The 23613-nt window shown below is 36.6% G+C and carries 16 protein-coding genes; 9 read left to right on the forward strand and 7 right to left on the reverse strand.

The features are described from left to right. The first annotated feature begins 168 nt into the window (after nt 1-168). Both EG849_RS06070 and EG849_RS06075 read left to right on the forward strand, forming a co-directional pair. On the forward strand, nt 169-468 hold the full coding sequence (locus tag EG849_RS06070; RefSeq protein WP_125012186.1) for an ArsR/SmtB family transcription factor: 300 nt from the start codon (nt 169-171) through the stop codon (nt 466-468). A 13-nt stretch (nt 469-481) separates the two neighbouring features. Beyond that, nucleotides 482-1588, forward strand: coding sequence for an NADH:flavin oxidoreductase (locus tag EG849_RS06075; protein ID WP_125012187.1), 1107 nt, complete (start codon nt 482-484; stop codon nt 1586-1588). Between the two features lie 54 nt (nt 1589-1642). Here the strand turns inward: EG849_RS06075 and lpxK are convergent, their stop codons facing one another. Continuing rightward, entirely contained in the window at nt 1643-2656 is a 1014-nt protein-coding gene (gene lpxK, locus EG849_RS06080; RefSeq protein ID WP_125012188.1) for a tetraacyldisaccharide 4'-kinase, read from the reverse strand. Between the two features lie 120 nt (nt 2657-2776). Here lpxK and EG849_RS06085 point away from each other — a divergent pair, with 120 nt between their 5' ends. From EG849_RS06085 to rluF, 4 genes are read left to right on the forward strand one after another with little or no spacing between them, the layout of a single operon-like run. After that, a complete protein-coding gene (locus tag EG849_RS06085) occupies nt 2777-3871 on the forward strand; it encodes a Nif3-like dinuclear metal center hexameric protein (RefSeq protein ID WP_125012189.1) in 1095 nt (364 codons plus the stop codon). Nucleotides 3872-3874: 3 nt separating this feature from the next. Beyond that, complete coding sequence (locus tag EG849_RS06090; RefSeq protein WP_125012190.1) at nt 3875-4654, forward strand: zinc ribbon domain-containing protein; 780 nt, start codon at nt 3875-3877, stop codon at nt 4652-4654. 38 nt (nt 4655-4692) lie between these two features. After that, entirely contained in the window at nt 4693-5568 is an 876-nt protein-coding gene (locus tag EG849_RS06095) for an alpha/beta fold hydrolase (protein ID WP_125012191.1), read from the forward strand. Between the two features lie 28 nt (nt 5569-5596). Continuing rightward, entirely contained in the window at nt 5597-6394 is a 798-nt protein-coding gene (gene rluF, locus EG849_RS06100) for a 23S rRNA pseudouridine(2604) synthase RluF (RefSeq protein ID WP_125012192.1), read from the forward strand. 84 nt (nt 6395-6478) lie between these two features. Here rluF and EG849_RS06105 read toward each other — a convergent pair whose 3' ends face one another. Next, a complete protein-coding gene (locus EG849_RS06105) occupies nt 6479-7363 on the reverse strand; it encodes a bifunctional 5,10-methylenetetrahydrofolate dehydrogenase/5,10-methenyltetrahydrofolate cyclohydrolase (protein WP_125012193.1) in 885 nt (294 codons plus the stop codon). A gap of 125 nt (nt 7364-7488) precedes the next feature. Further along, nucleotides 7489-8826: a signal recognition particle protein gene (ffh, locus tag EG849_RS06110; protein ID WP_125012194.1), complete on the reverse strand. Its 1338-nt coding sequence runs from the start codon at nt 8824-8826 to the stop codon at nt 7489-7491. Between the two features lie 273 nt (nt 8827-9099). On the opposite strand from ffh, the gene EG849_RS06115 reads away from it, so the two are divergent. Further along, nucleotides 9100-9993 (forward strand): TonB-dependent receptor, encoded by an 894-nt coding sequence (locus tag EG849_RS06115; protein WP_158611922.1) that lies wholly within the window; start codon nt 9100-9102, stop codon nt 9991-9993. Here the strand turns inward: EG849_RS06115 and EG849_RS06120 are convergent. From EG849_RS06120 to argS, 4 genes are all read right to left on the reverse strand, one after another. Beyond that, nucleotides 9990-11660 (reverse strand): MBOAT family O-acyltransferase, encoded by a 1671-nt coding sequence (locus EG849_RS06120; RefSeq protein ID WP_125012196.1) that lies wholly within the window; start codon nt 11658-11660, stop codon nt 9990-9992. The genes EG849_RS06115 and EG849_RS06120 overlap by 4 nt on opposite strands. A 14-nt stretch (nt 11661-11674) precedes the next feature. Then, nucleotides 11675-13105: a LysM peptidoglycan-binding domain-containing protein gene (locus EG849_RS06125; protein WP_125012197.1), complete on the reverse strand. Its 1431-nt coding sequence runs from the start codon at nt 13103-13105 to the stop codon at nt 11675-11677. Further along, nucleotides 13098-14540 carry an SGNH/GDSL hydrolase family protein gene (locus EG849_RS06130; protein WP_125012198.1) on the reverse strand — a complete coding sequence of 481 codons (1443 nt, stop codon included), beginning with the start codon at nt 14538-14540 and terminating at the stop codon, nt 13098-13100. Before EG849_RS06130 ends, EG849_RS06125 begins: the two co-directional genes overlap by 8 nt. A gap of 199 nt (nt 14541-14739) precedes the next feature. Continuing rightward, on the reverse strand, nt 14740-16518 hold the full coding sequence (gene argS, locus EG849_RS06135; RefSeq protein WP_125012199.1) for an arginine--tRNA ligase: 1779 nt from the start codon (nt 16516-16518) through the stop codon (nt 14740-14742). A gap of 314 nt (nt 16519-16832) precedes the next feature. Between argS and EG849_RS06140 the strand changes: the two genes are divergently transcribed. Further along, a complete protein-coding gene (locus EG849_RS06140; protein WP_125012200.1) occupies nt 16833-21002 on the forward strand; it encodes a T9SS type B sorting domain-containing protein in 4170 nt (1389 codons plus the stop codon). Between the two features lie 165 nt (nt 21003-21167). Further along, complete coding sequence (locus EG849_RS06145; RefSeq protein WP_125012201.1) at nt 21168-23573, forward strand: TonB-dependent receptor domain-containing protein; 2406 nt, start codon at nt 21168-21170, stop codon at nt 23571-23573. Nucleotides 23574-23613: the final 40 nt, after the last annotated feature.

Consider the following 23613-nt stretch of genomic DNA (forward strand, 5'->3'; position numbering starts at 1 on the left):
AAACCTTAACTACCTAAAAATAAATCAACTGCATTTTCAGAAAATTTTGGCCAAAGGTAAAAGTACACAAAATGATTTCAATTCTAAGAAAATTATTCCCAATCCTAAAATTTTGCTAATTAAATTTGCATTAATAGATATATCGGAAAATCTCGATATCTTTGCCCTATGGAAAACATCGAAATTTTCAAAGCCCTTTCAAACAAGTCACGACTGCAAATGTTAGAATGGCTCAAAGATCCGGAAACGAACTTTCCGGAGCAAAAAGATGCAGGTTATGAAAATGGGGTTTGCGTGGGGCAGATACAGTCGAAAGCGGGACTTACGCAATCCACAGTTTCAGAATACTTATCGATTTTACAGCGCGCAGGTTTCATCGAATCCACTCGTGTCGGGCAATGGACGTATTATAAAAGAAACGAAAAAGCCTTTGCCGAACTTATAAAAAAAATTGAATCTAATTTATAAATACAAATTTCAAATGAGCACAAATAATTTATTCACCCCTTTTAAGCTAAAAACTTTAGATCTTAAAAATAGAATTGTGATGGCGCCAATGACGCGTTCCTTTTCTCCAAACGGAATTCCGACTGACGAAGTTGCAACCTATTACCAAAAAAGAGCCGAAGGACAAGTCGGCTTGATTTTATCAGAAGGAACGGTTATCGACAGAATTTCTTCTTCAAATGATGCCAATGTGCCTCGTTTTCACGGAGAACAAGCGCTGGCTGGCTGGAAAAAAGTAATCGACGGCGTTCACAGCGCTGGTGGACAAATGGGCCCGCAAATCTGGCACATGGGAATCATGGACAACCATCATTCCGGCTGGACGCCATCATCACCATTTGAAGGCCCGTCTGGATTGAACAGGCCAGGTTTCAATAATGGAAACACGATGACTTCAAAAGATATCGAAGACACGATAATTGCTTTTGGAAAAGCAGCTGCGGATGCTAAAAGATTGGGTTTTGACACTATCGAAATCCACGGTGCGCACGATTATTTAATCGACCAATTTTTTTGGGATGCAACTAATTTAAGAACTGACGAATATGGCGGAAAAACGTTGGCGGAAAGAACACGTTTTGCCGTTGAAGTCATCAAAGAAATCAGAAGACAAGTGGGTGATGATTTTGCAATTATCATTCGATTGTCACAATTTAAACCCTCAGATTACACGTATAAATTAGCCAAAACACCACAAGAAATGGAATCTTGGTTGGCACCTTTAGTAGATGCGGGAGTTGATATTTTGCACTGTTCGCAAAGACGTTTTTGGGAACCAGAATTTGAAGAATCAGACTTAAACTTTGCAGGCTGGGCTAAAAAACTGACAGGAAAAGCGACAATAACAGTTGGTTCTGTTGGTCTTTCTGGAGATTTCTTTGGAGCTTTTGCAGGAGAAAGTTCTGAGCCGACATCATTAGAAGAATTAAACAGAAGATTTGATCGTGGCGATTTTGATTTGGTTGCTGTGGGAAGACCAATTTTAGCAGATCCGAATTGGGTTGCCAAAATAAAAGCTGGAAAAATGGACGAATTGAGAGGTTTCAGCAAAGAAGCTTTGGGCGAATTAGCGCTTTCTTAATTTCTAAATAAAATTAAAAGACCCGCAAATTTTAAATTTAGCGGGTGTTTTTTTTTACCTATTATTTTCTACGTAATTTAAAATTGTCTTATTAAAAAATTCCTGATTTTGAAGAAATTCACTTTTAATCGGAAGATAAAAAAGCTGTTCCTTCGGAAGATTTCCTTTTAACCGGACAAAATCTTTTTCGGTCGTGATAATGATTTTGCCTTTTGACATTTCTTTTATTTCTGCAACATCTTTTTCTGAAAAATGATGATGGTCCGGATAGGTCAAAATAATATCTTTTTCATTTTTTAAATGGTCAAAAAAGGGTTCTGGTTTGGCGATTCCTGCAAGCAACAGTTTTTCTGAATTTTTTATTTCTGCAACAGAAATTTGGCTTTCTTCCGAAAAAATAAATTTGTCATAAGCAATTGATGTGAAAAATAATTTCTGAAGAGATTCTAATTGCAGTTTTCTTTCAATATCATTTTTTTCTTTATCCGAAAGATTTGGCGGACATTTTGTGACCACAACAATATTCGCTCTTTCGGCTCCACTCCTGCTTTCACGAAGATTTCCGGTTGGTAAAATAAAATCATTGGCATACAGATCATTGTAAGCGGTCAATAAAATATAAAATCCGGCTTTGACTTTTCTATGCTGAAAAGCGTCGTCTAGTAAAATAATATCAGGTTCCGAAATTTGAATCAATTGCTCAATTCCGTTTTTTCGATTGGCATCAACAGCCACCAAAATATTTGGAAACTTTTGATAAAACTGAAACGGTTCGTCTCCTAAAATTTCGGCATTTGAAGAAGCATCCGCTAAAATAAAACCTTCAGATTTTCTTTTGTAACCTCGGCTCAACGTCGCAATTTTATTGGTTGGAGAAAGCAGACGAATTAAATATTCAATTTGTGGCGTTTTCCCAGTTCCGCCAACGCTTAAATTTCCAACGGCAATGATCGGCAAATCAAAAGAATGTGATTTTAAAATACCTTTATCAAAAAGAAAATTCCGGAAAGAAGTGATAAAACCATATAAAACGGCGAATGGAAAAAGTATTTTTCGGAGAATATTCATAGTACGAAAATATAATATTTTATCTTTGAAACATAATCAGAACACAGATTTTATAGATTTTCACGGCCATTTCCTTGAAAATTTCAAATCTGTGCTCATCTGTCAAATTTGTAGTTAAATATGAAAATTAAAGAAATAATTTCTATCCTTGAAGAAATGGCGCCGTTAGGGTATGCCGAAGATTTTGACAACGTTGGTTTGCTGGTTGGAAATCAAAATGACAAAGCAACCGGAGTTTTGGTTTGCCACGATGCTTTGGAAAATGTGATTGACGAAGCGATTTCAAAAAACTGTAACTTAATCGTGTGTTTTCATCCGATCTTGTTTTCGGGATTGAAGAAAATTACAGGCAAAAATTATGTAGAACGTTCCGTTTTAAAAGCGATTAAAAATGATATTGCCATTTATGCGGTTCACACAGCTTTAGATAATCATCAAAATGGCGTAAACAAAATTTTCTGTGATGCTTTGGGTTTAAAAAACACGAAAGTTTTGATTCCTAAGGAAAGTTTTATACAAAAATTGGTGACTTACACCGTTCCAGAAAATGCTGATTTAGTGCGAAATGCTTTATTTGAAGCCGGCGCGGGAACCATCGGAAATTACGAAAACTGCAGTTTCAATTCACAAGGAAATTTTACTTTTCAAGGAAATGACAATAGCAATCCGGTGGTTGGCGAACGCGGAAAATTACATACGGGAACCGAAATCAAAATTGAAGTTATTTTTGAAAAACACTTGCAGTCAAAAGTTTTAAACGCCTTGATTTCAAGCCATATTTATGAAGAAGTCGCTTATGAAATTTATAATTTAGAGAATTCGAATCAAAATATCGGCCTTGGGATGATTGGAGAATTTGAAACCGAAATGCAAGAAAAAGAATTTCTTTTATTCGTCAAAGAAAAAATGAAAGCCGACGGAATTCGCCATTCTGAATACCTTGGAAAACCGATAAAAAAGGTTGCCGTTCTTGGCGGTTCGGGAAGTTTTGCCATAAAAAAAGCAATTCAGGCCGGAGCAGATGCATTTTTAACGGCCGATTTGAAATACCATCAGTTTTATGAAGCTGAAAATCAGTTACTTTTGGCTGATATTGGCCATTATGAAAGTGAACGTTACACAAAAAATTATATAGTTGATTATCTTACGAAAAAAATTCTTAATTTTGCAATCATTTTATCGGAAGAAAATACAAATCCAGTTAAGTACTTATAGAATATGGCGACTACAAAAGAATTGAGTGTTGAAGACAAGTTAAGAGCGATTTACGATTTACAGTTAATCGACTCAAGAATTGACGAAATCAGAAATGTTAGGGGTGAATTGCCTTTAGAAGTAGAAGATTTGGAAGATGAAGTAGCTGGTTTGAGCACGCGTCTTGACAAATTGAAAAGTGATTTGGAATCTATCGAAGAGCAAATTAAGAACAAAAAAGGTGCTATCGAAGAACACAAAGAAGGCATTAAAAAATACACAAAACAACAGGAAACTGTTCGTAACAATAGAGAATTCAACTCTTTAACTAAAGAAGTTGAGTTTCAAGAACTTGAAATTCAATTGGCTGAAAAGCAAATTAAAGAAATGAAAGCTTCCATTGAGCACAAAAAACAAGTGATTGCAGATTCTAAAGAAAGATTAGACGCAAAATCTTCACACTTGAAACACAAAAAATCAGAATTAGACGCCATTATGTCTGAAACTGAAAAAGAAGAAACATTTCTTTCTGAAAAATCTGCTGAATACGAAGCATTGATCGAAGAAAGATTATTGCAAGCTTACAAAAGAATCAGAGGAAGCGTTCGTAACGGATTGGCTGTAGTTTCTATCGAAAGAGGAGCTTCTGCAGGTTCATTCTTCACGATTCCACCACAAACTCAAATGGAAATTGCTTCTCGCAAGAAAGTAATCACAGATGAGCACTCTGGAAGAATTTTAGTAGATTCTGCCCTTGCCGATGAAGAAAAAGAAAAAATGGAACAGCTGTTCTCAAAATTCTAAATACCTTTAAGCCTCGATAATTATCGGGGCTTTTTTTTATGAAAAAATTTTTCAAATTTTTGATCGCAAAATCCATCGGATTGTACATCAATCTGCTGAGTTATGTTTTTCCCAGAAAAGCATCTCAGTTAGCGTATGGATTTTTTAGCGAGCCAAGAACCGGAAAACTTTTTTCTGACAAATTACCCGACGTTTTAAAAAATGTCAAAACTGAAATTTTAGAAAAAGACGAACACCAATTCCCTGTTTATATTTGGGAAGGAAACGAAACCATCGTTTTGCTCGTTCACGGTTGGGAAAGCAATGCTTCGCGCTGGGAGAACTTTCTGCCTTATCTTAAAAAATCAGGAAGTACGATTATTGCTCTTGACGCTCCGGGCCACGGATTGGCTTCTGGTAAAGAATTTAATGTGCCCCGGTATGCCGAATTTGTGGACGTCGTAGTCGAAAAATACAAACCTCAGTATCTTGTCGGGCATTCTATGGGTGGCGTAACTTCGCTTTATTACCAACATTTATATCAAAATGAAGCTATTGAAAAAATGGTGATTTTAGGCGCCCCATCTGATTTAGAGATTTTAATTTCTAATTATGCCAAAATGTTGAGCCTGAATTTGAAAACAGTCAGTATGATTGAAAATCATTTTTTAGAACATTTTAAAATCAGAATGGAAGAGTTTTCAGGACGTGTTTTTGGTTCAAAAATAAAAATAAAAGGACTGATTGCACACGATATTGATGATGATGTGGTTTCTTTTGAAGAAGGCAAAAAAAATGCAAGCAACTGGAAAGAAGCTACTTTTATTGAAACCAAAGGACTCGGACACAGTATGCATGATGATGTTTTGTACAACAAAATATACTCTTTTTTATTTGAGAAAAAAACGTCAGGCGATTCAAAAAGGGCTTCTTAAATTCTCAAATTAAGGCTACCTTTGCAGTATGGAAGAAAATGTAAAACGTCTAAATAAATTCATTGGCGAAACAGGCTATTGTTCTCGTCGTGAAGCAGACAAATTGATTGAAGAAGGCCGAGTTACCATAAATGGCGTGGTTCCTGAAATGGGAACTAAAGTTTCTCCAAGTGATGAAGTTCGAATTGATGGAAAATTAATTGTCGAGCAACGTGAAAAACCGGTGTATTTGGCTTTCAACAAACCTGTGGGGATTGAATGTACGACCAATTTAGAAGTCAGAAATAATATCGTTGATTATATTAATTACCCAAAGCGAATTTTCCCGATCGGAAGATTGGACAAAGCATCGGAAGGATTGATTTTTATGACCAATGACGGTGATATTGTCAACAAAATTCTCCGCGCCAGAAACAATCATGAGAAAGAATATATCGTTACGGTAAATCGCCCTATTACAGATCGATTCATTGAAAGAATGGGAAATGGCGTTCCGATTTTAGATACTATTACTAAAAAATGTAAGGTCGAACAAATCAGCAAATACATTTTCAAAATCATCTTGACGCAAGGCCTGAACCGTCAAATTCGCAGAATGACAGAATATTTGGGTTATGATGTAACTGCTTTGAAACGCATCCGAATTATCAATATTTCTTTGGATATTCCTGTCGGAAGGTACCGCGATTTAACAGAGGCTGAGATTGCAGAATTAAATCAGCTAATTGAACCTTCAAGCAAAACGGAAGAAGCGAGCTTGCCAAAAACTGAAACACAGCGACCTACACAAAGAGTTATTCGAAGAATTCCACCGAGAAATAAATAAAGAGAAGAAATTCCTCTTAGTTTTTACTTTGCTAAAATTGTAAATAAAAAAGCCTCCGATTTTCATCGAAGGCTTTTTATTTTTTTATAAATTTCTTTCTTTTCTTTGTTCTCTTGCCAAAAGCGTATTTTTCAGCAACATTGCAATGGTCATCGGACCAACACCTCCAGGAACTGGTGTAATGAATGATGCTTTTTTACTTACCAAATCAAAATCAACGTCACCGGTGATTCGGTATCCTTTTTCGCTTTCGTCAGCAACACGCGTGATACCTACGTCAATTACAACTGCTCCGTCTTTAACCATTTCTGCTTTTAGATAATTTGGAACTCCCAAAGCCGTAATGATAATATCGGCTTGTGTCGTGATTTGCGCGATATTTTTAGTGTAACTGTGCGTCAAAGTAACCGTAGAGTTTCCAGGAAAACCTTTTCTTCCCATCAAAATGCTCATCGGACGACCAACGATGTGGCTTCTTCCGATAACAACCGTATGTTTTCCTTGCGTTTCCACGCCGTATCTTTCTAATAATTCTAAAATTCCGAAAGGCGTTGCAGGAATAAAAGTAGTCATATCTAAAGCCATTCTTCCAAAATTCTCTGGATGAAAACCGTCAACATCTTTGCTTGGATCCACAGCCATCAATACTTTTTGCGTATCAATCTGCTCTGGCAAAGGCAATTGCACGATAAACCCGTCTATATTATCATCTTGGTTTAATTCTTTAATCTTTTTAAGCAATTCTGTTTCAGAAGTCGTGCTTGGCATTTTTACCAAAGTCGATTCAAAACCTACTTTTTCGCACGCTTTCACTTTGCTTCCAACATACGTCAAGCTGGCTCCATCGTTACCCACAATAATTGCGGCCAGATGTGGCACTTTTTCGTTGTTGTCTTTCATCTTCTGCACTTCGGCAGTGATTTCATTTTTGATGTCTTCCGAAATCTTTTTTCCGTCTAATAGCTGCATTGTTTGCTGTTTAATTTAAAAGTCTGGAGTTGTTGCCAAACTTAATGTAGTTGTAGTTAGTATTTTTATCTAAAAATTTAAGGTTCAAAGTTCCTAAACCCAGAACCTCAAACCTTAAAACCTTTTTATCTCATTCCTTTCATACCGCCCATCATTCGCATCAGATTTTTACCGCCTCCGCCTTGCATCATTTTCATCATTTTGCTCATTTGGTCGAACTGCTTCATCAATTGGTTGACTTGCTGAATATCTGTTCCAGAACCTTTTGCGATTCTGTTTTTTCTTTTCACGTCGATGATTGCCGGTTTGCTTCTTTCGCCTGGCGTCATCGAGTGGATAATTGCTTCGATGTGCTTGAAAGCGTCGTCTTCAATTTCCACATCTTTTAATGCTTTTCCCGCACCAGGAATCATCCCGACAAGGTCTTTCATATTACCCATTTTCTTCACTTGCTGAATCTGGGTCAAGAAATCATCAAAACCAAATTCGTTTTTGGCAATTTTCTTCTGTAATTTTCTTGCTTCTTCTTCATCAAATTGCTCCTGGGCTCTTTCTACCAAAGACACAACGTCTCCCATACCCAGAATACGCTCTGCCATACGAATTGGATAGAAAACGTCAATCGCTTCCATTTTCTCTCCTGTTCCGATGAATTTGATTGGCTTGTTTACAACCGATTTGATTGAAATTGCAGCTCCACCACGCGTATCACCATCTAATTTGGTAAGAATAACTCCGTCGAAGTTTAATCTGTCGTTGAAGGCTTTTGCAGTATTCACGGCATCTTGACCTGTCATTGCATCCACTACAAAAAGTGTTTCTTGCGGTTGGATTGCAGCGTGAACATTGGCAATTTCGTTCATCATTTCTTCGTCCACGGCCAAACGACCAGCGGTATCGACAATGACAACGTTGAAACCATTTGCTTTTGCATATTTGATTGCATTTTGCGCAATTTCAACAGGGTTTTTATTTTCTGGCTCAGAATACACTTCTACACCAACTTGATCTCCAACAACGTGAAGCTGATTGATCGCCGCCGGACGGTAAATGTCGCAGGCAACCAACAACGGCTTTTTGTTCTTTTTAGTTTTAAGGAAGTTGGCCAATTTTCCAGAAAAAGTTGTTTTTCCAGAACCCTGAAGACCTGACATCAAGATTATTGACGGATTTCCAGAAAGGTTGATTCCGGCAGCGTCGCCACCCATCAATTCTGTCAATTCGTCTTTTACCAATTTTACCAAAAGCTGTCCTGGTTGCAACGTTGTCAAAACGTCTTGACCAATGGCTTTTTCTTTTACTTTTGTGGTAAAATCTTTAGCAATCTTAAAGTTAACATCGGCATCAAGCAAGGCGCGACGAACTTCTTTTAAAGTATCGGCAACATTGACCTCGGTGATTTTTCCGTGTCCTTTTAGTATGTGGAATGCTTTGTCTAACTTATCACTTAAATTATCGAACATAGTATCTTTCTTTATTAGAAGTGCAAATATAAGTTTTAAAGTCGAAAGTTGAAAGTCATAAAGTTGCAAAGTCGAGAAGTTTCAATGTTGCAAAGTTTTAAAAAGCAGTCCTGTTTTTATGCGTGACTCAAATCGACAAAGTTTATCGACAAACTGCGTCAATAGCCCCGATTGCAACGAAAATCCTAGTTTCAGAAAGATGCAAAAGAAGTTTTAAGAACACATTCGTTGGTTTTGGAGGCGCTACTTTCTTCGCCTGATAAAAGAGCGTTTTTGAAAACAGGATTGCGTACCAATTACATTGAAAAATTTAACGAAGTTATTGTTGAGCCAAGAATTCAGTTCAATTATTTGTTCTCTAATCAATTTTCGACTGAAATCCTAAGTGAACAAAAAAGCCAAACAGCTTCCCAAGTTATTGATTTACAGCAAGATTTTTTGGGAGTTGAAAAAAGGCGTTGGGTTTTGTCAGACAATAATGAAATTCCGATTCAAAAAAGCAACCAGATTTCTTTAGGTTTTACTTTTAAAAATAAAAATTGGCTGTTAACTTTAGAAAATTATTATAAAGAAGTAAATGGCATCTCCACCCGAAGCCAATCGTTTCAAAACCAATTAGAGTTTATCAAAATCAATGGCGATTATTCTGTTTATGGAAGCGAAATCATCGTGCAAAGAAATTTTGAAAAATTCCACACTTGGATCAGTTACAGCTTGAGCAACAGCAACTATACTTTTGACAGTTATTTTCCTGAAGAATTTTCTAATAATTTTCAAATCGTGCACAGCGTTTCTTGGGCAGGAATTTATGAATGGAAAAAATTAAAGATTGCGATCGGCTCTAAATGGAATTCAGGACGACCAGAAACAAGCCCGACTTTAAGCAACATGTTAGATTTTTCAAATCCGGTAAAGCCGAAAATTAATTACAATCTTCCAAATAGCGCTACTCTTTCTGATTACTTTACCGTTAATTTTTCGGCTGGTTATTCTTGGAAATTGGATGAAAAAACAACTTTAGAAACCGGAATTTCTGTTTTAAATCTTTTAAACAAAAAGAATATAATCAATCGTTATTATCGTATAAATCAGGAAGAATTTGTGCAGAGTGTCAGCACAAATTCTTTAGAAAGAACTCCAAATTTATCTTTGAAATTAAGTTTTTAAAACTGAAAATAGATAAACGGTTGTGGTCCAGCGGTTGCTGTTGCATATACAATCCAATAAACAAAACCAAGAACGATTGCTTTTCCAACGAGTGGCGTTTTATCAAATGCTAATTTCATATTGCTGTTGATTGCGCTTGGCAAGAAATGCCAGATATAACCCGCTAACATTAGCCAAAACACGTTTTTGTATCCTTGAATGATAACCAGCCATTGTTGCGGATCAAAAGTTAGATCGCCGATGTTGTGCATAATTTGTAATGCCGTATCGAAATCTTTGGCACGGAAAAATAACCAACAAAAAGCCACAAAATGGAATGTCAAGAGTACGGAAATAAATTTCCAAATGGTATCCCAAGCATTTTTTTCGCGTTCTTTTTTAGGAAAGAATTCGACGAATATTTTATGAACCGCCAAAGCGATTCCGTGCAAAGCGCCCCAAATAATAAAACGCAGACTCGCGCCGTGCCACAAACCGCCAAGCAACATTGTGGTCAAAAGATTGACGTTGGTAAACATCGTCTTTTCTCGGTCTTTGGAAAGCAAAAAAGTCAAACCGAAAACAACCAAGGAAGTTACCGCAATGATTAACGGAACGTGGCTCACTGAAGAATAGTTAATTCCCCAAATGATTAATCCGGTGAAAAATAATGCCGGAAATAAAAATCCTGCAAAGGAGCCTTTTCGGTTTCCTCCGATAGAAATATACAAGAAATCTTTTAGCCAAGTGGATAGTGAAATATGCCATCTTCTCCAAAATTCTGTGATGGAAGCCGATTGATAAGGTGTTCTAAAGTTGGTCGGTAATTTGAAACCTAACAACATAGCGACACCAATTGCCATATCAGAATATCCAGAGAAATCGCAATAAATTTGGATCGCATAACCATACGAAGCCATTAAATTTTCAAAAGCGGTGTAACTGGTTGGCGCGTCAAAAACACGGTCCAAAAAGTTGATGGAAATGTAATCTGAAATAACGGTTTTCTTCAACAAACCGCCAATAATCAAGAACAATGCATTGTTTACATCTTCCTTTGTCAAGTGTAATTTTTGGTAAATTTGTGGCAAGAAATCTTTGGCCCGAACAATCGGACCAGCCACTAATTGCGGGAAAAACGAAACGAAAAATAAATACTCGACGTAGTTATTTGTGGGAACAATTTCTTTTCTATAAATCTCAATGATGTAACTGATCGACTGAAAAGTATAGAATGAAATCCCCACCGGAAGCAAGATTTTATGCAATTCAAAATCGCCTTGGAACAAATCATTGTACGTTCCAATCATAAAATTCATATACTTGAAATAGCCCAAAAGCCCTAAATTCAATATAATACTGATCACGATATAAAACTTTCGCCAGGCTTCCCGCGTTTCTCGATAAATCACGCCACTCAAGTTATAATCGACGACGGACGACAACAGCAAAAGCAAGAAATAAACACCACTCGATTTGTAGTAAAAGAAAAGCGAGAATAGAATTACATAGACCAAACGAAGGTAAAATGTCTTGCGCAGAAAAGCGTAAACGAAATAAAAAATCAGGAACATTCCCAGAAACAATCCTGTGTTGAACAACAATGGCTCTTTTGGATTGTAAACAAACCAACTCTCCACTTGTTCTAAAGTAATCGTGCCAAAGGCTTGCGTGAACCAGTTTTGCATGCTGTTAATCATAACTACTCGATACCTGATTTAAAATTATTGAATGCCGACAGAATTGCTTCTGATAGTAAATTTCCTTGTTTTTCGTAACCTGCTTTTGAATAATGCACTTTGTCTCCAGCCATTAAACCTCTTGAAGCGTTTCTGTTTACGCCGTATAAACCGCCAAATTGCGAATATAAATCCCAAACGGCATAATTGCTTTGTTCGCTTGCGCCAATAATTTTTTCGGAATAATCGGCTGCAAATGTATTTGGAAATTTTCGTTTAAACAACGATGGCGGCGGTGTTGAAACCAAAACCGGAATTGTAATTCCTTGCGATTTCATATTGCTTAAAAACAATTGCAGCTGCACCATAAATTCAGAAGAAATCATCTTGTCAAATGTTTCATTTGTTCCTAAAGAAAGTACAACCATATCTGGTTTTAACGCTTTTAACTGCTCAAAAAACAACGCATATTTGTTATAATCAGAGAATTTTGCTCCGTTTACCCCAATACTGCTGTAAATAATGCCGGGTTTGTCATTTTCTAAAACCAATCCGTTTAGTTCAAAATCAGCACTTTCCTTGTTCGGAATCAAATAAATTTTATCTAGCGACGTTTCGCTTTTGTAAAAATGCGTCAATTCATCTGATTTCATTTCCAATGGTATAAATTCAGAACGCGAAATTGATTTTGGTTGCATTTCTCCTGTTGGAATTTTCAGTATTTTCCCGGCTTGAATATTGTTCGAACGGAGATTATTTGCTCGCTTTAATTCAGAAACAGAAATATTATATTTGTCTGCAATGATTGAAATAGCCTCGCCTCTTTTAATTTTATGCGTAATCTTTTTTGGCACTTGAGATTCTAAAACAATAGTTTTGGAAGCTGTTGCAAAATCAAATTGATTTTTATTTTTTGGCGTAAGCACTTTGATCGTCTTAAAATCATAGGAGCTGTCTTTTACATTGATTTCAATCGCAAAATCTTTTCTTTTTGTCCACAAACCGATACCGCTCAAACCCACCGGATTACCTTTGTCAGGATAAATATTTCGGTAGCTTTCCCAAGCGGTGTTTGACTTAAACCGCTCGTTGTAAGAGCCGTTTGTTTTTGCCAAACTATACGGAAATATAAAACCTCTGCCTCCATTTCCGAATTCGCCCTGAAGCCTTTTTCTGATCACGTTGGTCATCAAATCGGCTTGAATGTGAGAATCCCCGATATGAACGATATTTATTTTTCCTGATTTGTTCTTTTGCATCAAATCAATTTTCTCAAAAAATGGCTTTAAAACTTTAGAATTGTAAAGACGATTTTCAGGAATAATTTCTACTTCAGAAGAGTCAATTGACGCAACAGTATCTACCTCAACAAAAGTAGAATCGACTTCTTGTGCCTTGATTTTACTTCCAAAAAATAGAATAAACAGAAAAAATAAGACTTTTAATTTATGCATTTACGCTGTCGTTTTTAACCACAGTCGAATCTTTCGGCTTTTTTGCAGTTGGTTTTCTTTTCTTTCTCAACGCCTTATATTGCTCATAACCTTGGTTCAATTGCTCATATAATAACGACGCAATTTTTTTGGCACCGCGATAGTTAAAATGCGTATAATCTTTGTTGGCTTTTGCGGGCTCTTCTTCCACCCATTTCACCATCGAACCGTCACCTCCCATTAAAGTATAAAGATTGACAAAGCCAGATTCGGTTTTTAAAGCATATCTTTTTTGAGCCACCGTCAAAGGCACGACAGCAGAATCAGTTTTCATTTCCAATTCATATTTTGTGGATTTATCAGCAGTGGAAACAATCAAAATAGAAACTCCCGGGAAACATTCTTTTAAGTGGTTTACCGTTTTTGTCATGCTTCGGTCATACCAAGTATAATCTTTGGTGCCGTAATTTAAAACATTGGTTCCGTAGTGCAAAATGATCAAATCGTAACCTAATTTTGCATTAAAAGCCTGCATTACCGAAGGATTAAAGGTAGAAATTGGCAATCCTGAAATCCCTCTTTGAGAGAAATTATCAACGTGAACGCCTTTCCCATCATCAAAATTGAATCCAAAAATTGGAATAGAATCTGCTTTGATAAAATCAGCCTTGAATGATTTTAAGCTGTTTGAAGACATCTTTAACGTATTGACCAAACTGTTTGGCGAAAGATTTTTGGTAACCGTATCTTTTCCAACAATCATATTTACTTTTCCATTGAAATTTTTTCCTTTCCCATAAAAAAGTGTGGGATTATCAAGCATTGTCGCAAACTTGGCATTGTTCGCCTTGAATCGAATCCACTCAATATTAGAAGTATCATTAGCAAAAAATACGTGGCCGTTCACCCCAAAAGGACTTCTTGGCCTTTTTACATTCAAATACGACTGCGTTTTCCAGTTTCCTGAATACTGATGCGTAATCGAACTTCTTGACGCTGCAGATTCTGACGTAATCGATACAAAACCAACACCTTGACCGCCAAATTGCGTTTGATAATTGGTTCTTAAATCTTGCACAATCATATCGCCATCGGTCATCGAATCTCCAAAATATGCAATTCTGACTTTATTTCCTTCGGGATTGGTTTCTAACTGGTATAATTTTTCAAAAAAGGAAATCAAGTATTGATATCCTTTGTAATCTTCAAAGTTTTCAGACGGAAATTTGATTCCTGCTGTTTCATCAAAAACAATTTTCTGATTAATTAACGTGTCTTTTGACGTCGGCGTGTCTTTTGCAACGGCATCTAAGAGCATGCTGTCTATCAAAACATTCTTTGAATCCACAGTACTTTCTGAAAAGATTTTCTTCGGAAGAAATTGCTTAAATACAATGAAAGCTCCAGCGGCCAAAAGCACAATCAAAAACGACTGAAAAAAATAAGATTTGTTCACTTTATTAATTATGAGTTATGAATTAGGAATTATGAATTGCTTTTCGTTGTCAAAATAATACCTCGTATCAGTTGAAAAAGTGCTATCGCATCTTCACACCTACTTATAAATTCAGTTTCATTTATATATTTTGTTTCTTTTATACTAAAAATGTTTGAGACAAATTATGTTTTCATTCATAATTCATAACTCCTTTTTTTTACATTCTCTCAGGAACCTCAATTCCTAAAAGTTTGAAAGCGCTTTCAATCACATCCGCTACTTTTTTAGACAATTGCACACGGAAAATCTTTTCTTCTAAATTATCTGAACCTAAAATTGGCACGGCTTGATAAAACGAATTGTATTCTCTAACCAGTTCATACGTGTAATTGGCAAGCAAGGCCGGACTGAAATTTTCAGCGGCGTTTTGGATTACTTCCGGAAACAATTCTAATTGCTTCAACAATTCTTTTTCTTTTTGGTGCAAAGAAATTGTCGTGGAGACATTTGAATAATCAAAATCAGCTTTTCTGATGATCGACTGGATTCTGGCGTACGTATATTGAATAAACGGACCGGTGTTTCCAGCAAAATCAACTGATTCTTCTGGATTGAACAAAATTCGTTTCTTTGGATCTACTTTTAAGATGTAATATTTTAAAGCGCCAAGACCAATTGTTTTATATAATTTCGCTTTTTCTTCCGCAGAATAATGGTCTAATTTCCCTAATTCTTCCGAAATATTTTTAGCTGTTTCTGCCATTTCTTCCATCAAATCATCGGCATCCACAACGGTTCCTTCACGAGATTTCATTTTTCCAGAAGGCAAATCTACCATTCCGTACGAAAGATGGAATAAATTTTGAGCCCAGTCAAAACCTAATTTTTTCAAAATTAAGAACAACACTTTAAAGTGGTAATCTTGCTCATTTCCAACCGTATACACCATACCACCAACATCTGAAAAATCTTTCACACGCTGAATTGCGGTTCCGATATCTTGCGTCATATATACCGAAGTTCCGTCAGAACGCAAAACTAATTTTTCGTCAAGACCGTCTTCTGTCAAATCAATCCAAACTGAACCGTCTGGTTTTTTGTAGAAAACACCGCTTGTCAATCCTTGTTCCACAACATCTTTTCCTAATAAATATGTGTTGCTTTCATAATAATAAGCGTCAAAATCAACTCCTAAATTCTTATATGTGGTAGCAAAACCAGCATAAACCCACTCATTCATTTTGCTCCAAAGCGATTTTACTGTCTCATCGCCAGCTTCCCATTTTAAAAGCATTTCTTGTGCTTCTAAAATGATCGGCGCCTGTTTTTTTGCTTCTTCTTCTGTTTTTCCTTCGGCAATCAAAGCGTTGATTTGAACTTTATAGGCCTTGTCAAACTCCACATAATATTTTCCAACCAACTTATCTCCTTTTAAACCTGACGTTTCTGGAGTTTCGTTGTTTCCGAATTTTTCCCACGCCAACATCGACTTGCAGATGTGGATTCCACGGTCGTTGATGATTTGCGTTTTATATACTTTTTTCCCCGAAGCTTTTATGATTTCTGCCACAGAATACCCCAAAAGGTTGTTTCTCACGTGACCTAAATGCAACGGTTTATTGGTGTTTGGCGAAGAATATTCTACCAAAGTCGCTTTATCATTTTCTTTTGGGGTTACAAATCCAAAATTTTCTTTGTCTTTAATTTCAGTAAAAAAGTCAAGATAATGCTGGTCTGCAATCACAATATTTAAGAATCCAGAAACCACATTGAATTTCTCCACTTCAGGAACATTCTCAACCAAATAGTTTCCGATTTTGTTCCCTAATTCTACTGGATTGCTTTTAATTACTTTCAAAAGCGGAAAAATAACCATCGTGATATCGCCTTCAAATTCCTTGCGAGTTGCCTGAAATTCTACTTTGTCAATAGTAACTTCAAACAAAGCCAAAACGGCCTTTTCAATCTGCGGTGTAAGAATCTGAGATAATGTCATTTTGTATATGTTTTTTTTAAGCGTGCAAAGATAAGAATTCTACGCGAATTTGAGAATTGTGCATCCAAATTCTTGAATTTTTAATTCAAAAGCTAACTATTTAAAAATCAGAGTATATAATTTTTCTTCCAAATTTATTTAATATTGTAGGAAATACGAGCTAAAAAATCATAAAATACTGCATTTCATCGGATTAATTTGCTTTTAATCGATGTTTTGGCATAAATTTGCACTGCATATTCGATAAAAGAAGAACCCCAAGTCTTCGTAATAAAAGAGTATCAAATAATTGATTTACCTCGATTGATTTTGATATGAAAAAAATCCTACTAATGTCAATGGCAGTTATGCCATTATTTAGCTACGCTCAGGCTATTACTGTTAACACATCAACGCATTCTGTACCAGATTTGGTAAACAATGTATTGATTGATTCTCCTTGTACGCAAGTCAGCAATATTAGCTGGCAAACCGGAACTAATTTTGGCTCTAGCAACGGAATTGGTTATTTTGAAAATACCAACCCAAACTTCCCGATGCAAAGCGGTGTGATTCTTTCCACCGGAAATGTTGCCAACGCCCCAGGTCCAAATTCCGCAACTTTAAGCGATGGAAATAATGATGCCTGGGCTGGAGATGCTGATTTAGAAAACGTGTTGCTTCAATCAGGAATCCAGATGAATTCGGTAAATGCAACGGTTTTAGAATTTGATTTTATTCCAGTTTCTTCTAATTTTAGTTTTGATTTTCTTTTTGCTTCAGAAGAATATGGAAATTTCCAATGTGATTTTTCGGATGCTTTTGCCTTTTTGCTTACGAATCAAAATACGGGAGAAACCACCAATTTAGCGGTAATCCCGAATACAAATACGCCAATTTCGGTTTTGACAATTCGCGATTTTTTATATAATTCTTCGTGTCCGTCGGTTAATCCTGAATATTTTGGAAATTTCAATGGCGGTTCTGGCGCTTCAAGCTCTGCGATCAATTTTAATGGCCAGACTGTTGTTTTTCAAGCATCTTCAGAGTTGATTCCGAATACGCCTTACCATATAAAATTAGTCATTGCAGACCGTTCTGATTATCAATTTGATTCGGCTATTTTTCTTTCTTCCAATAGTTTTAATGTGGGGCAAGAAGTTTTAGGAACCGATTTGACAGTTGCAACTGATACCGCAATTTGCTTCGGCGGAAGCCACACTTTAACCACTGGTCTTGATCCCGCAACGTATTCTTTTTCTTGGACAAGAAATGGCCAGCCCATTGCAGGACAAAATGGTGCTGATTTGGTTGTAACTTTGCCGGGAATATATGCTGTGACTTATAATAATATCGTGATGCCTTGCGAAGAACCGGTCAGTGATTCTGTTTTGATTGAATTTCATCCAGAATTTATTACGCCCAATCCATCGAATGTATATAAATGTGACACAGGACAATCTTCGTATAATTTTGACCTAACGTACAATACTGCAATTGTAACCGCGGGATTAAATTCTGGTGTAACGGTTTCATATCATGCCAATCAAACTGACGCCAATAACAATGAAAATCCGTTACCCAATTTGTATGCAAGTGCTGGAAACGAAACGGTTTTTGTGCGCATTCAAAATACAAATGGTTGTGCAACTATAAAATCATTTCAACTGCTTTTGATTGCGCCACCAACTGCTACGCAACCTGCAGATATGACGAATTGCGTAACCACTTTTGGAGGCACGACGGCACTTTTTAATTTCGCTTCGCAAAATGCTTCGGTTTTAAACGGACTTTCTGAGACTATTTACACTATTTCTTATCACATTTCTCTGGAAGATGCGCAAACAGGGCAAAATCCGGTGGCTTCAGCGGGTTATTCTTCTATTGGCAATGTGACCATTTATGTGCGATTAGAAAACAAAACCGATACGGATTGTTTCGCAACCGCGAGTTTTCAAATTTTCACAAAAGATTTACCTCAAGTAGATATTTTGGAATCTCAAATTGTTTGTGACGAATATACTTTGCAACCATTGGTTTATGGAAATTATTTTACTGGAATTGGCGGAACTGGGACACCGCTTTTTGCAGGAAATGTGGTCAATACAACACAAACCATATACATTTACGCCGAATCAGGCGGAATTCCGAATTGTCCAAACGAAAGCAGTTTTCAAGTGACCGTGATTGATCCGTCTTCATTGACGCCACCTGACGGAAAATATTGCACAAGCCATACTTTATCCGCTTTGCAACTTGGAAATTATTTCACGCAACCCCACGGCCAAGGAGCGCAAATTCCGGCTGGGACGGTTTTGACAGAAAATCAAACCATTTATGTGTACTATCAATTTCCTGTAGCGCCCTTTTGTGTGGTGGATTCTAGCTTTGATGTTGAAATTGTTCCGTTTGAGCCATTGCCTACTTTTACCTCTGTTTTTAGTTGTGATTCGTATGTTTTACCATCTTTATCAAGCGGAAATTATTACACGCAACCCGGCGGAGCCGGAACTCAACTTGCATCAGGAACAACGATAACTTCGACGCAAACCATTTATGTTTTTTCTCAAAATGATATTTGCGTGGACGAAAAATCGTTTACCGTTTTCATTGGAATTGACACGCCTTTAAACGCTTCAAATTGTTCCAGTTATACATTGCCAAATTTACCAATCGGGAATTATTATTCAGGTCCAGCGGGTTCTGGAAACCAAATTCCCGCAGGAACGGTAATTACTTCTACGCAGACCATTTATGTGTATGTGGCCACAACCGAAACGCCAAATTGTACGGATAACGTTAGTTTTGAAGTAACGATTTCACAACCGTTTGCTACAATCCCAGATAATGTGACCGTTTGCGGAAGTTATGAATTACCCGAAATATCCGTGGGGAATTATTACACGGGCACCAACGGGACCGGAACGTTGTTGCAAGCCGGTGAATTTATCACCAACACACAACAAATTTACATTTACAATCCAGTGGAACCTGGACAAAATTGCACAAACGAAATTAGTTATATGGTTACGATTCTTCCGATTCCGCAGGTAAGTTCCCGTTCTGATATTGGTCCGATTTGTAATTCATATATTTTGACTCCTTTGGAAGTTGGAGATTATTATACCGAATCTGGCGGAAATGGAACGATGCTTCCGGCTGGAACTGCTATTACTTCCACACAGACTATTTATATTTACGAAGCTACAAACACCAATCCGGTTTGTACTGGAGAAAACAGCTTTACGATTACCATTGTGGGTATTGAAGCTGACGAGCCAGATGCTGTATTTGCGTGTGATTCTTATGTTTTGCCACCATTGTCAGTAGGAAATTATTTTACGGAAACAGGCGGAAACGGAAACCTGTTGCAAGCAGGACAAACCATTACGCAAAGCCAAAATTTATACATTTATGCCGAAATAATCAACCGTGGCATTGTATGTACGGATGAAAATATTCTACCGATTACAATCACGGCTACTCCAATTGTGAATATGATTCCTGCAGACATCAGAACAATTTGTGACGAAGATGACACAAATGATGGAATTACTGATTTTAATTTGACAGCTTTAAGTGATTTTGCATTGGGAACACAAGACAATACGGCATATACGGTACAGTATTTTGAGTCGCAAAGCAATGCGGTTTCGGGAACAAATCCGGTGACATTAACAACTTTGCCGACGATTTATGTAAAAGTGGTCAGTACGATTTCAAACTGTTATTCGATTAGGGCTTTTAGTTTAATCATCAAAAAACTTCCAGAACACAACGCAGTTGGAGGCGCAATCTGCATTGACAGCAAAACGAATGAATTGGTCAGTTTATATACCATTCTAACTGGATTAAGCACGCAATCGCATACGTTTCAATGGTTTCAAGGGGAAACATTAATTGCAAATGCTACACAAAACAAGTATACCGTAACTGAACCAGGATTTTACACCGTAATTGTGACCAATAACGTTACCGGATGTTCTTCTAAACCAAAAACAGTTGAAGTGATCCGTTCAGAACAAGCGACTGTAAATTATAGCGTAAGTAGTGAATTCCAAGACAATCAAGACATTACTGTAACGGCTACAGGAGTTGGTGGTGATTATTTATACCAATTAGATGAAGGTCCGATTCAATCAAGTCCGGTTTTTGAGAACGTTTCTTCAGGTGATCATTTGATTACGGTTTTTGATAATAACGGTTGCGAAAGCACAACTATCAATGCGTTTGTGGTAAATTATCCAAAATATTTCACACCAAATGGCGACGGCTATAACGATTATTGGAACATTAAAGATTTGGCACACCAACCCGAATCTGTAATCTATATCTTTGACCGATTTGGAAAATTAATCACACAAATTAAACCTTCGCAACCGGGCGGATGGGATGGAACTTTTAATGGGGAAAAACTTTTTTCAACTGATTATTGGTTTACCGTTACGTATTTGTCCAACGGAATTCAAAAAGAATTTAAGGCGCATTTCGCTATGAAGCGATAACCTAAACAACTCATATTAAAAGGCTTCCTGATTTCGGGAAGCCTTTTTTTTGTCTGGAAATAATTTAATTCCTTTTTTTCTGTAACAATTTTTAAATGACGTAGTCTATTATAGCAAATCAATAGGTACAATCATCAATCAAAACAATCTCAAAAAAACATTAAGATGAAATTCAAATTATTTTTTTTATGCTTTGTCTTGCCCTTGCTTTCACTGCAGGCTCAAAACAACTTGACCATTTCGGGGAAAGTTACAGACAAATCGAATCAGCCCATTCCTTACACAACGGTAACGGTGAAAGAAGGTGGAACTGTGCTATCAGGAAGTATTTCTGATGAAAATGGAAACTTTGAAGTAAAAGGTCTTGCTCCAAAAAGCTATACGGTTGAAATTCAATTCATCGGATACAAAGCTTACACCTCGAAAGCAGATTTGACTTCAGGAAAAAGTATTTCTTTAAACAGAATTACTTTAGCTGATGAAGCGACCACCCTTGAAGGGGTTGAAATCGTTCAGGAACGTTCTACGATTGAACAAAAAATCGACAGAAAAGTAATTAATGTAGGCCGTGATTTGACGACTGCTGGAGCAACTGCTTCTGAAATCATGAACAACATCCCGTCAGTGAATGTGGATCAAGACGGTAAAATTTCTTTGAGAGGAAACCAAAACGTGAGAATTTTAATTGACGGAAGGCCAACTAACATTGACCCTGCGCAATTATTGAAACAAATTCCATCGACTTCAATCAAGAAAATTGAATTGATTACCAATCCGAGTGCAAAATACAATCCAGAAGGAATGTCTGGAATCATCAACATTATTTTAAATAAAAATGCAAATGACGGTTTCAACGGAAGCTTGAATGCGGGAATCACTTTTGCAGAAGAGCCCAAATTCAACAATTCATTAGACGCCAATTACAGAACTGGAAAAGTGAATTTCTTTGGGAATGTGGGAAGCAATTTCGGGAAAAGACTAAATGAAGGTGAAATCATCCGTTTTGATAATAATTCGCGCCAAGATTTGGATATCGTAAATGACGACAAGTCCTACCTCTACAAAATCGGGATGGATTATTACATCAATGACAAAAATACGATTTCATTTTATACCAATCAAAATGTGAATGATGGCCACGGAAATGTGGATACTGACATTAATTATTTAAGTTTTACACAGCCAAGAGTTTTGCAATTTGCAGAATATTTTAGCGATAATAAATCGAGTGCTTACAATTTAGCTTACAAGCATAAATTTGAAAAAGAAGGCCATACGTTAGATTTCGAAGGAAATCATAATGATTATGAGCAAACTCAAGATGCTAATTTTGACACCACTACCTTTAATGATCCTTTAGAAAACGTAGTTTATGCGGATAAAATTAAAGATAGCAGGCAATTGTCCACTTTTAACGTTGATTATGTAAATCCGTTGAATGAAAAAACTACTTTAGAAGTAGGTGCTGAAGCGCGTCTTACCAGAACAGAAAATGATTATTTGACCGGAAACCAAGCAATCGAAGATGCGGACAGAATGTCAAACTATACGTATGACATTGATATCTATTCGGCGTATGTAACTTTCGGCCAAAAATTTGATAAATTCAGCTACCAATTAGGAGCGCGTTTTGAAAGCTACAAAGCAAAAGCGAACTTAAATAAAGGCGCAACTGTTTTTGAAGACGATTATTTGACACTTTATCCTTCGGCTTATTTGACCTACAACTTGAACGAAAAAAACATGTTCCAGTTGAGCTACAGCCGTCGTGTTGACAGGCCAAGTTTAGAGCAGACCAAACCCATCAGAGAGTTTTCAACTCCGTTGGTAACTAGTTTTGGAAACCAAGAATTAGAGCCACAATTTACAAATTCAGTAGAATTAAATTACACTAAAACTATTGAAAAAGGTTCGATCACTGCCGGAGTTTACTATCGCTTGATTGACAATGAAATCAATAGAGTTTTGTATCCAAATGAAACTACTGACAATCCAGATGATCTGATCATGAGTTTTGACAACTTTGATAACAACAAGGCTTTTGGATTTGAAATCTCTGCTAATTACAAAATCACAAAATGGTGGGACATCCAGCCATCGATTGATTTCTCAAGCATTTCTCAAAAAGGTTTGGTTTCTGTATTACGTCCTGGAACGGTAAACGAATTTGATTTTATCACTAAAGAAATAGATGCAAATGCTTTTAACGCAAGAATGAATACCAACATTAAGGTAAACAAAAGATTAAGCTTTTTACTTTTCGGTTTCTACAGAGGTGGTGTTGACGGAGTTCAAAACGACAGCAAAGAAATGTACAAAATGGATATGGGTTCAAGATATTCATTATTAAACAACAAAATGTCATTCAGCTTGCGTTTCAATGATATTTTCGACACTATGAAATATGCATTTGAAGGAACAAATCCTTACCCAAATCGCGGTCAATTTACGTGGGAAAGCCAAAGTGTATATTTTGGAGTTAACTATATGTTTGGTGGTGGAAAAAACAGAGCCATGCAACGTAAATACCGTGAAGACAACACCAAACAAGGTGGTGGAGGTATGTTCTAAAAAAGAATTTTTAGGTTAGAATTTTATATTTGGAGTTAGA

This window comes from Flavobacterium macacae (assembly GCF_003865365.1).
GTDB lineage: Bacteria > Bacteroidota > Bacteroidia > Flavobacteriales > Flavobacteriaceae > Flavobacterium > Flavobacterium macacae.

Bases quoted from the DNA above. Each gene is read 5' to 3' on its own strand.
- EG849_RS06070 (WP_125012186.1), top strand. From the start codon at position 169: ATGGAAAACATCGAAATTTTCAAAGCCCTTTCAAACAAGTCACGACTG.
- EG849_RS06075 (WP_125012187.1), top strand. From the start codon at position 482: ATGAGCACAAATAATTTATTCACCCCTTTTAAGCTAAAAACTTTAGAT.
- lpxK (WP_125012188.1), bottom strand. From the start codon at position 2,656: ATGAATATTCTCCGAAAAATACTTTTTCCATTCGCCGTTTTATATGGT.
- EG849_RS06085 (WP_125012189.1), top strand. From the start codon at position 2,777: ATGAAAATTAAAGAAATAATTTCTATCCTTGAAGAAATGGCGCCGTTA.
- EG849_RS06090 (WP_125012190.1), top strand. From the start codon at position 3,875: ATGGCGACTACAAAAGAATTGAGTGTTGAAGACAAGTTAAGAGCGATT.
- EG849_RS06095 (WP_125012191.1), top strand. From the start codon at position 4,693: ATGAAAAAATTTTTCAAATTTTTGATCGCAAAATCCATCGGATTGTAC.
- rluF (WP_125012192.1), top strand. From the start codon at position 5,597: ATGGAAGAAAATGTAAAACGTCTAAATAAATTCATTGGCGAAACAGGC.
- EG849_RS06105 (WP_125012193.1), bottom strand. From the start codon at position 7,363: ATGCAGCTATTAGACGGAAAAAAGATTTCGGAAGACATCAAAAATGAA.
- ffh (WP_125012194.1), bottom strand. From the start codon at position 8,826: ATGTTCGATAATTTAAGTGATAAGTTAGACAAAGCATTCCACATACTA.
- EG849_RS06120 (WP_125012196.1), bottom strand. From the start codon at position 11,660: ATGCAAAACTGGTTCACGCAAGCCTTTGGCACGATTACTTTAGAACAA.
- EG849_RS06125 (WP_125012197.1), bottom strand. From the start codon at position 13,105: ATGCATAAATTAAAAGTCTTATTTTTTCTGTTTATTCTATTTTTTGGA.
- argS (WP_125012199.1), bottom strand. From the start codon at position 16,518: ATGACATTATCTCAGATTCTTACACCGCAGATTGAAAAGGCCGTTTTG.
- EG849_RS06140 (WP_125012200.1), top strand. From the start codon at position 16,833: ATGAAAAAAATCCTACTAATGTCAATGGCAGTTATGCCATTATTTAGC.
- EG849_RS06145 (WP_125012201.1), top strand. From the start codon at position 21,168: ATGAAATTCAAATTATTTTTTTTATGCTTTGTCTTGCCCTTGCTTTCA.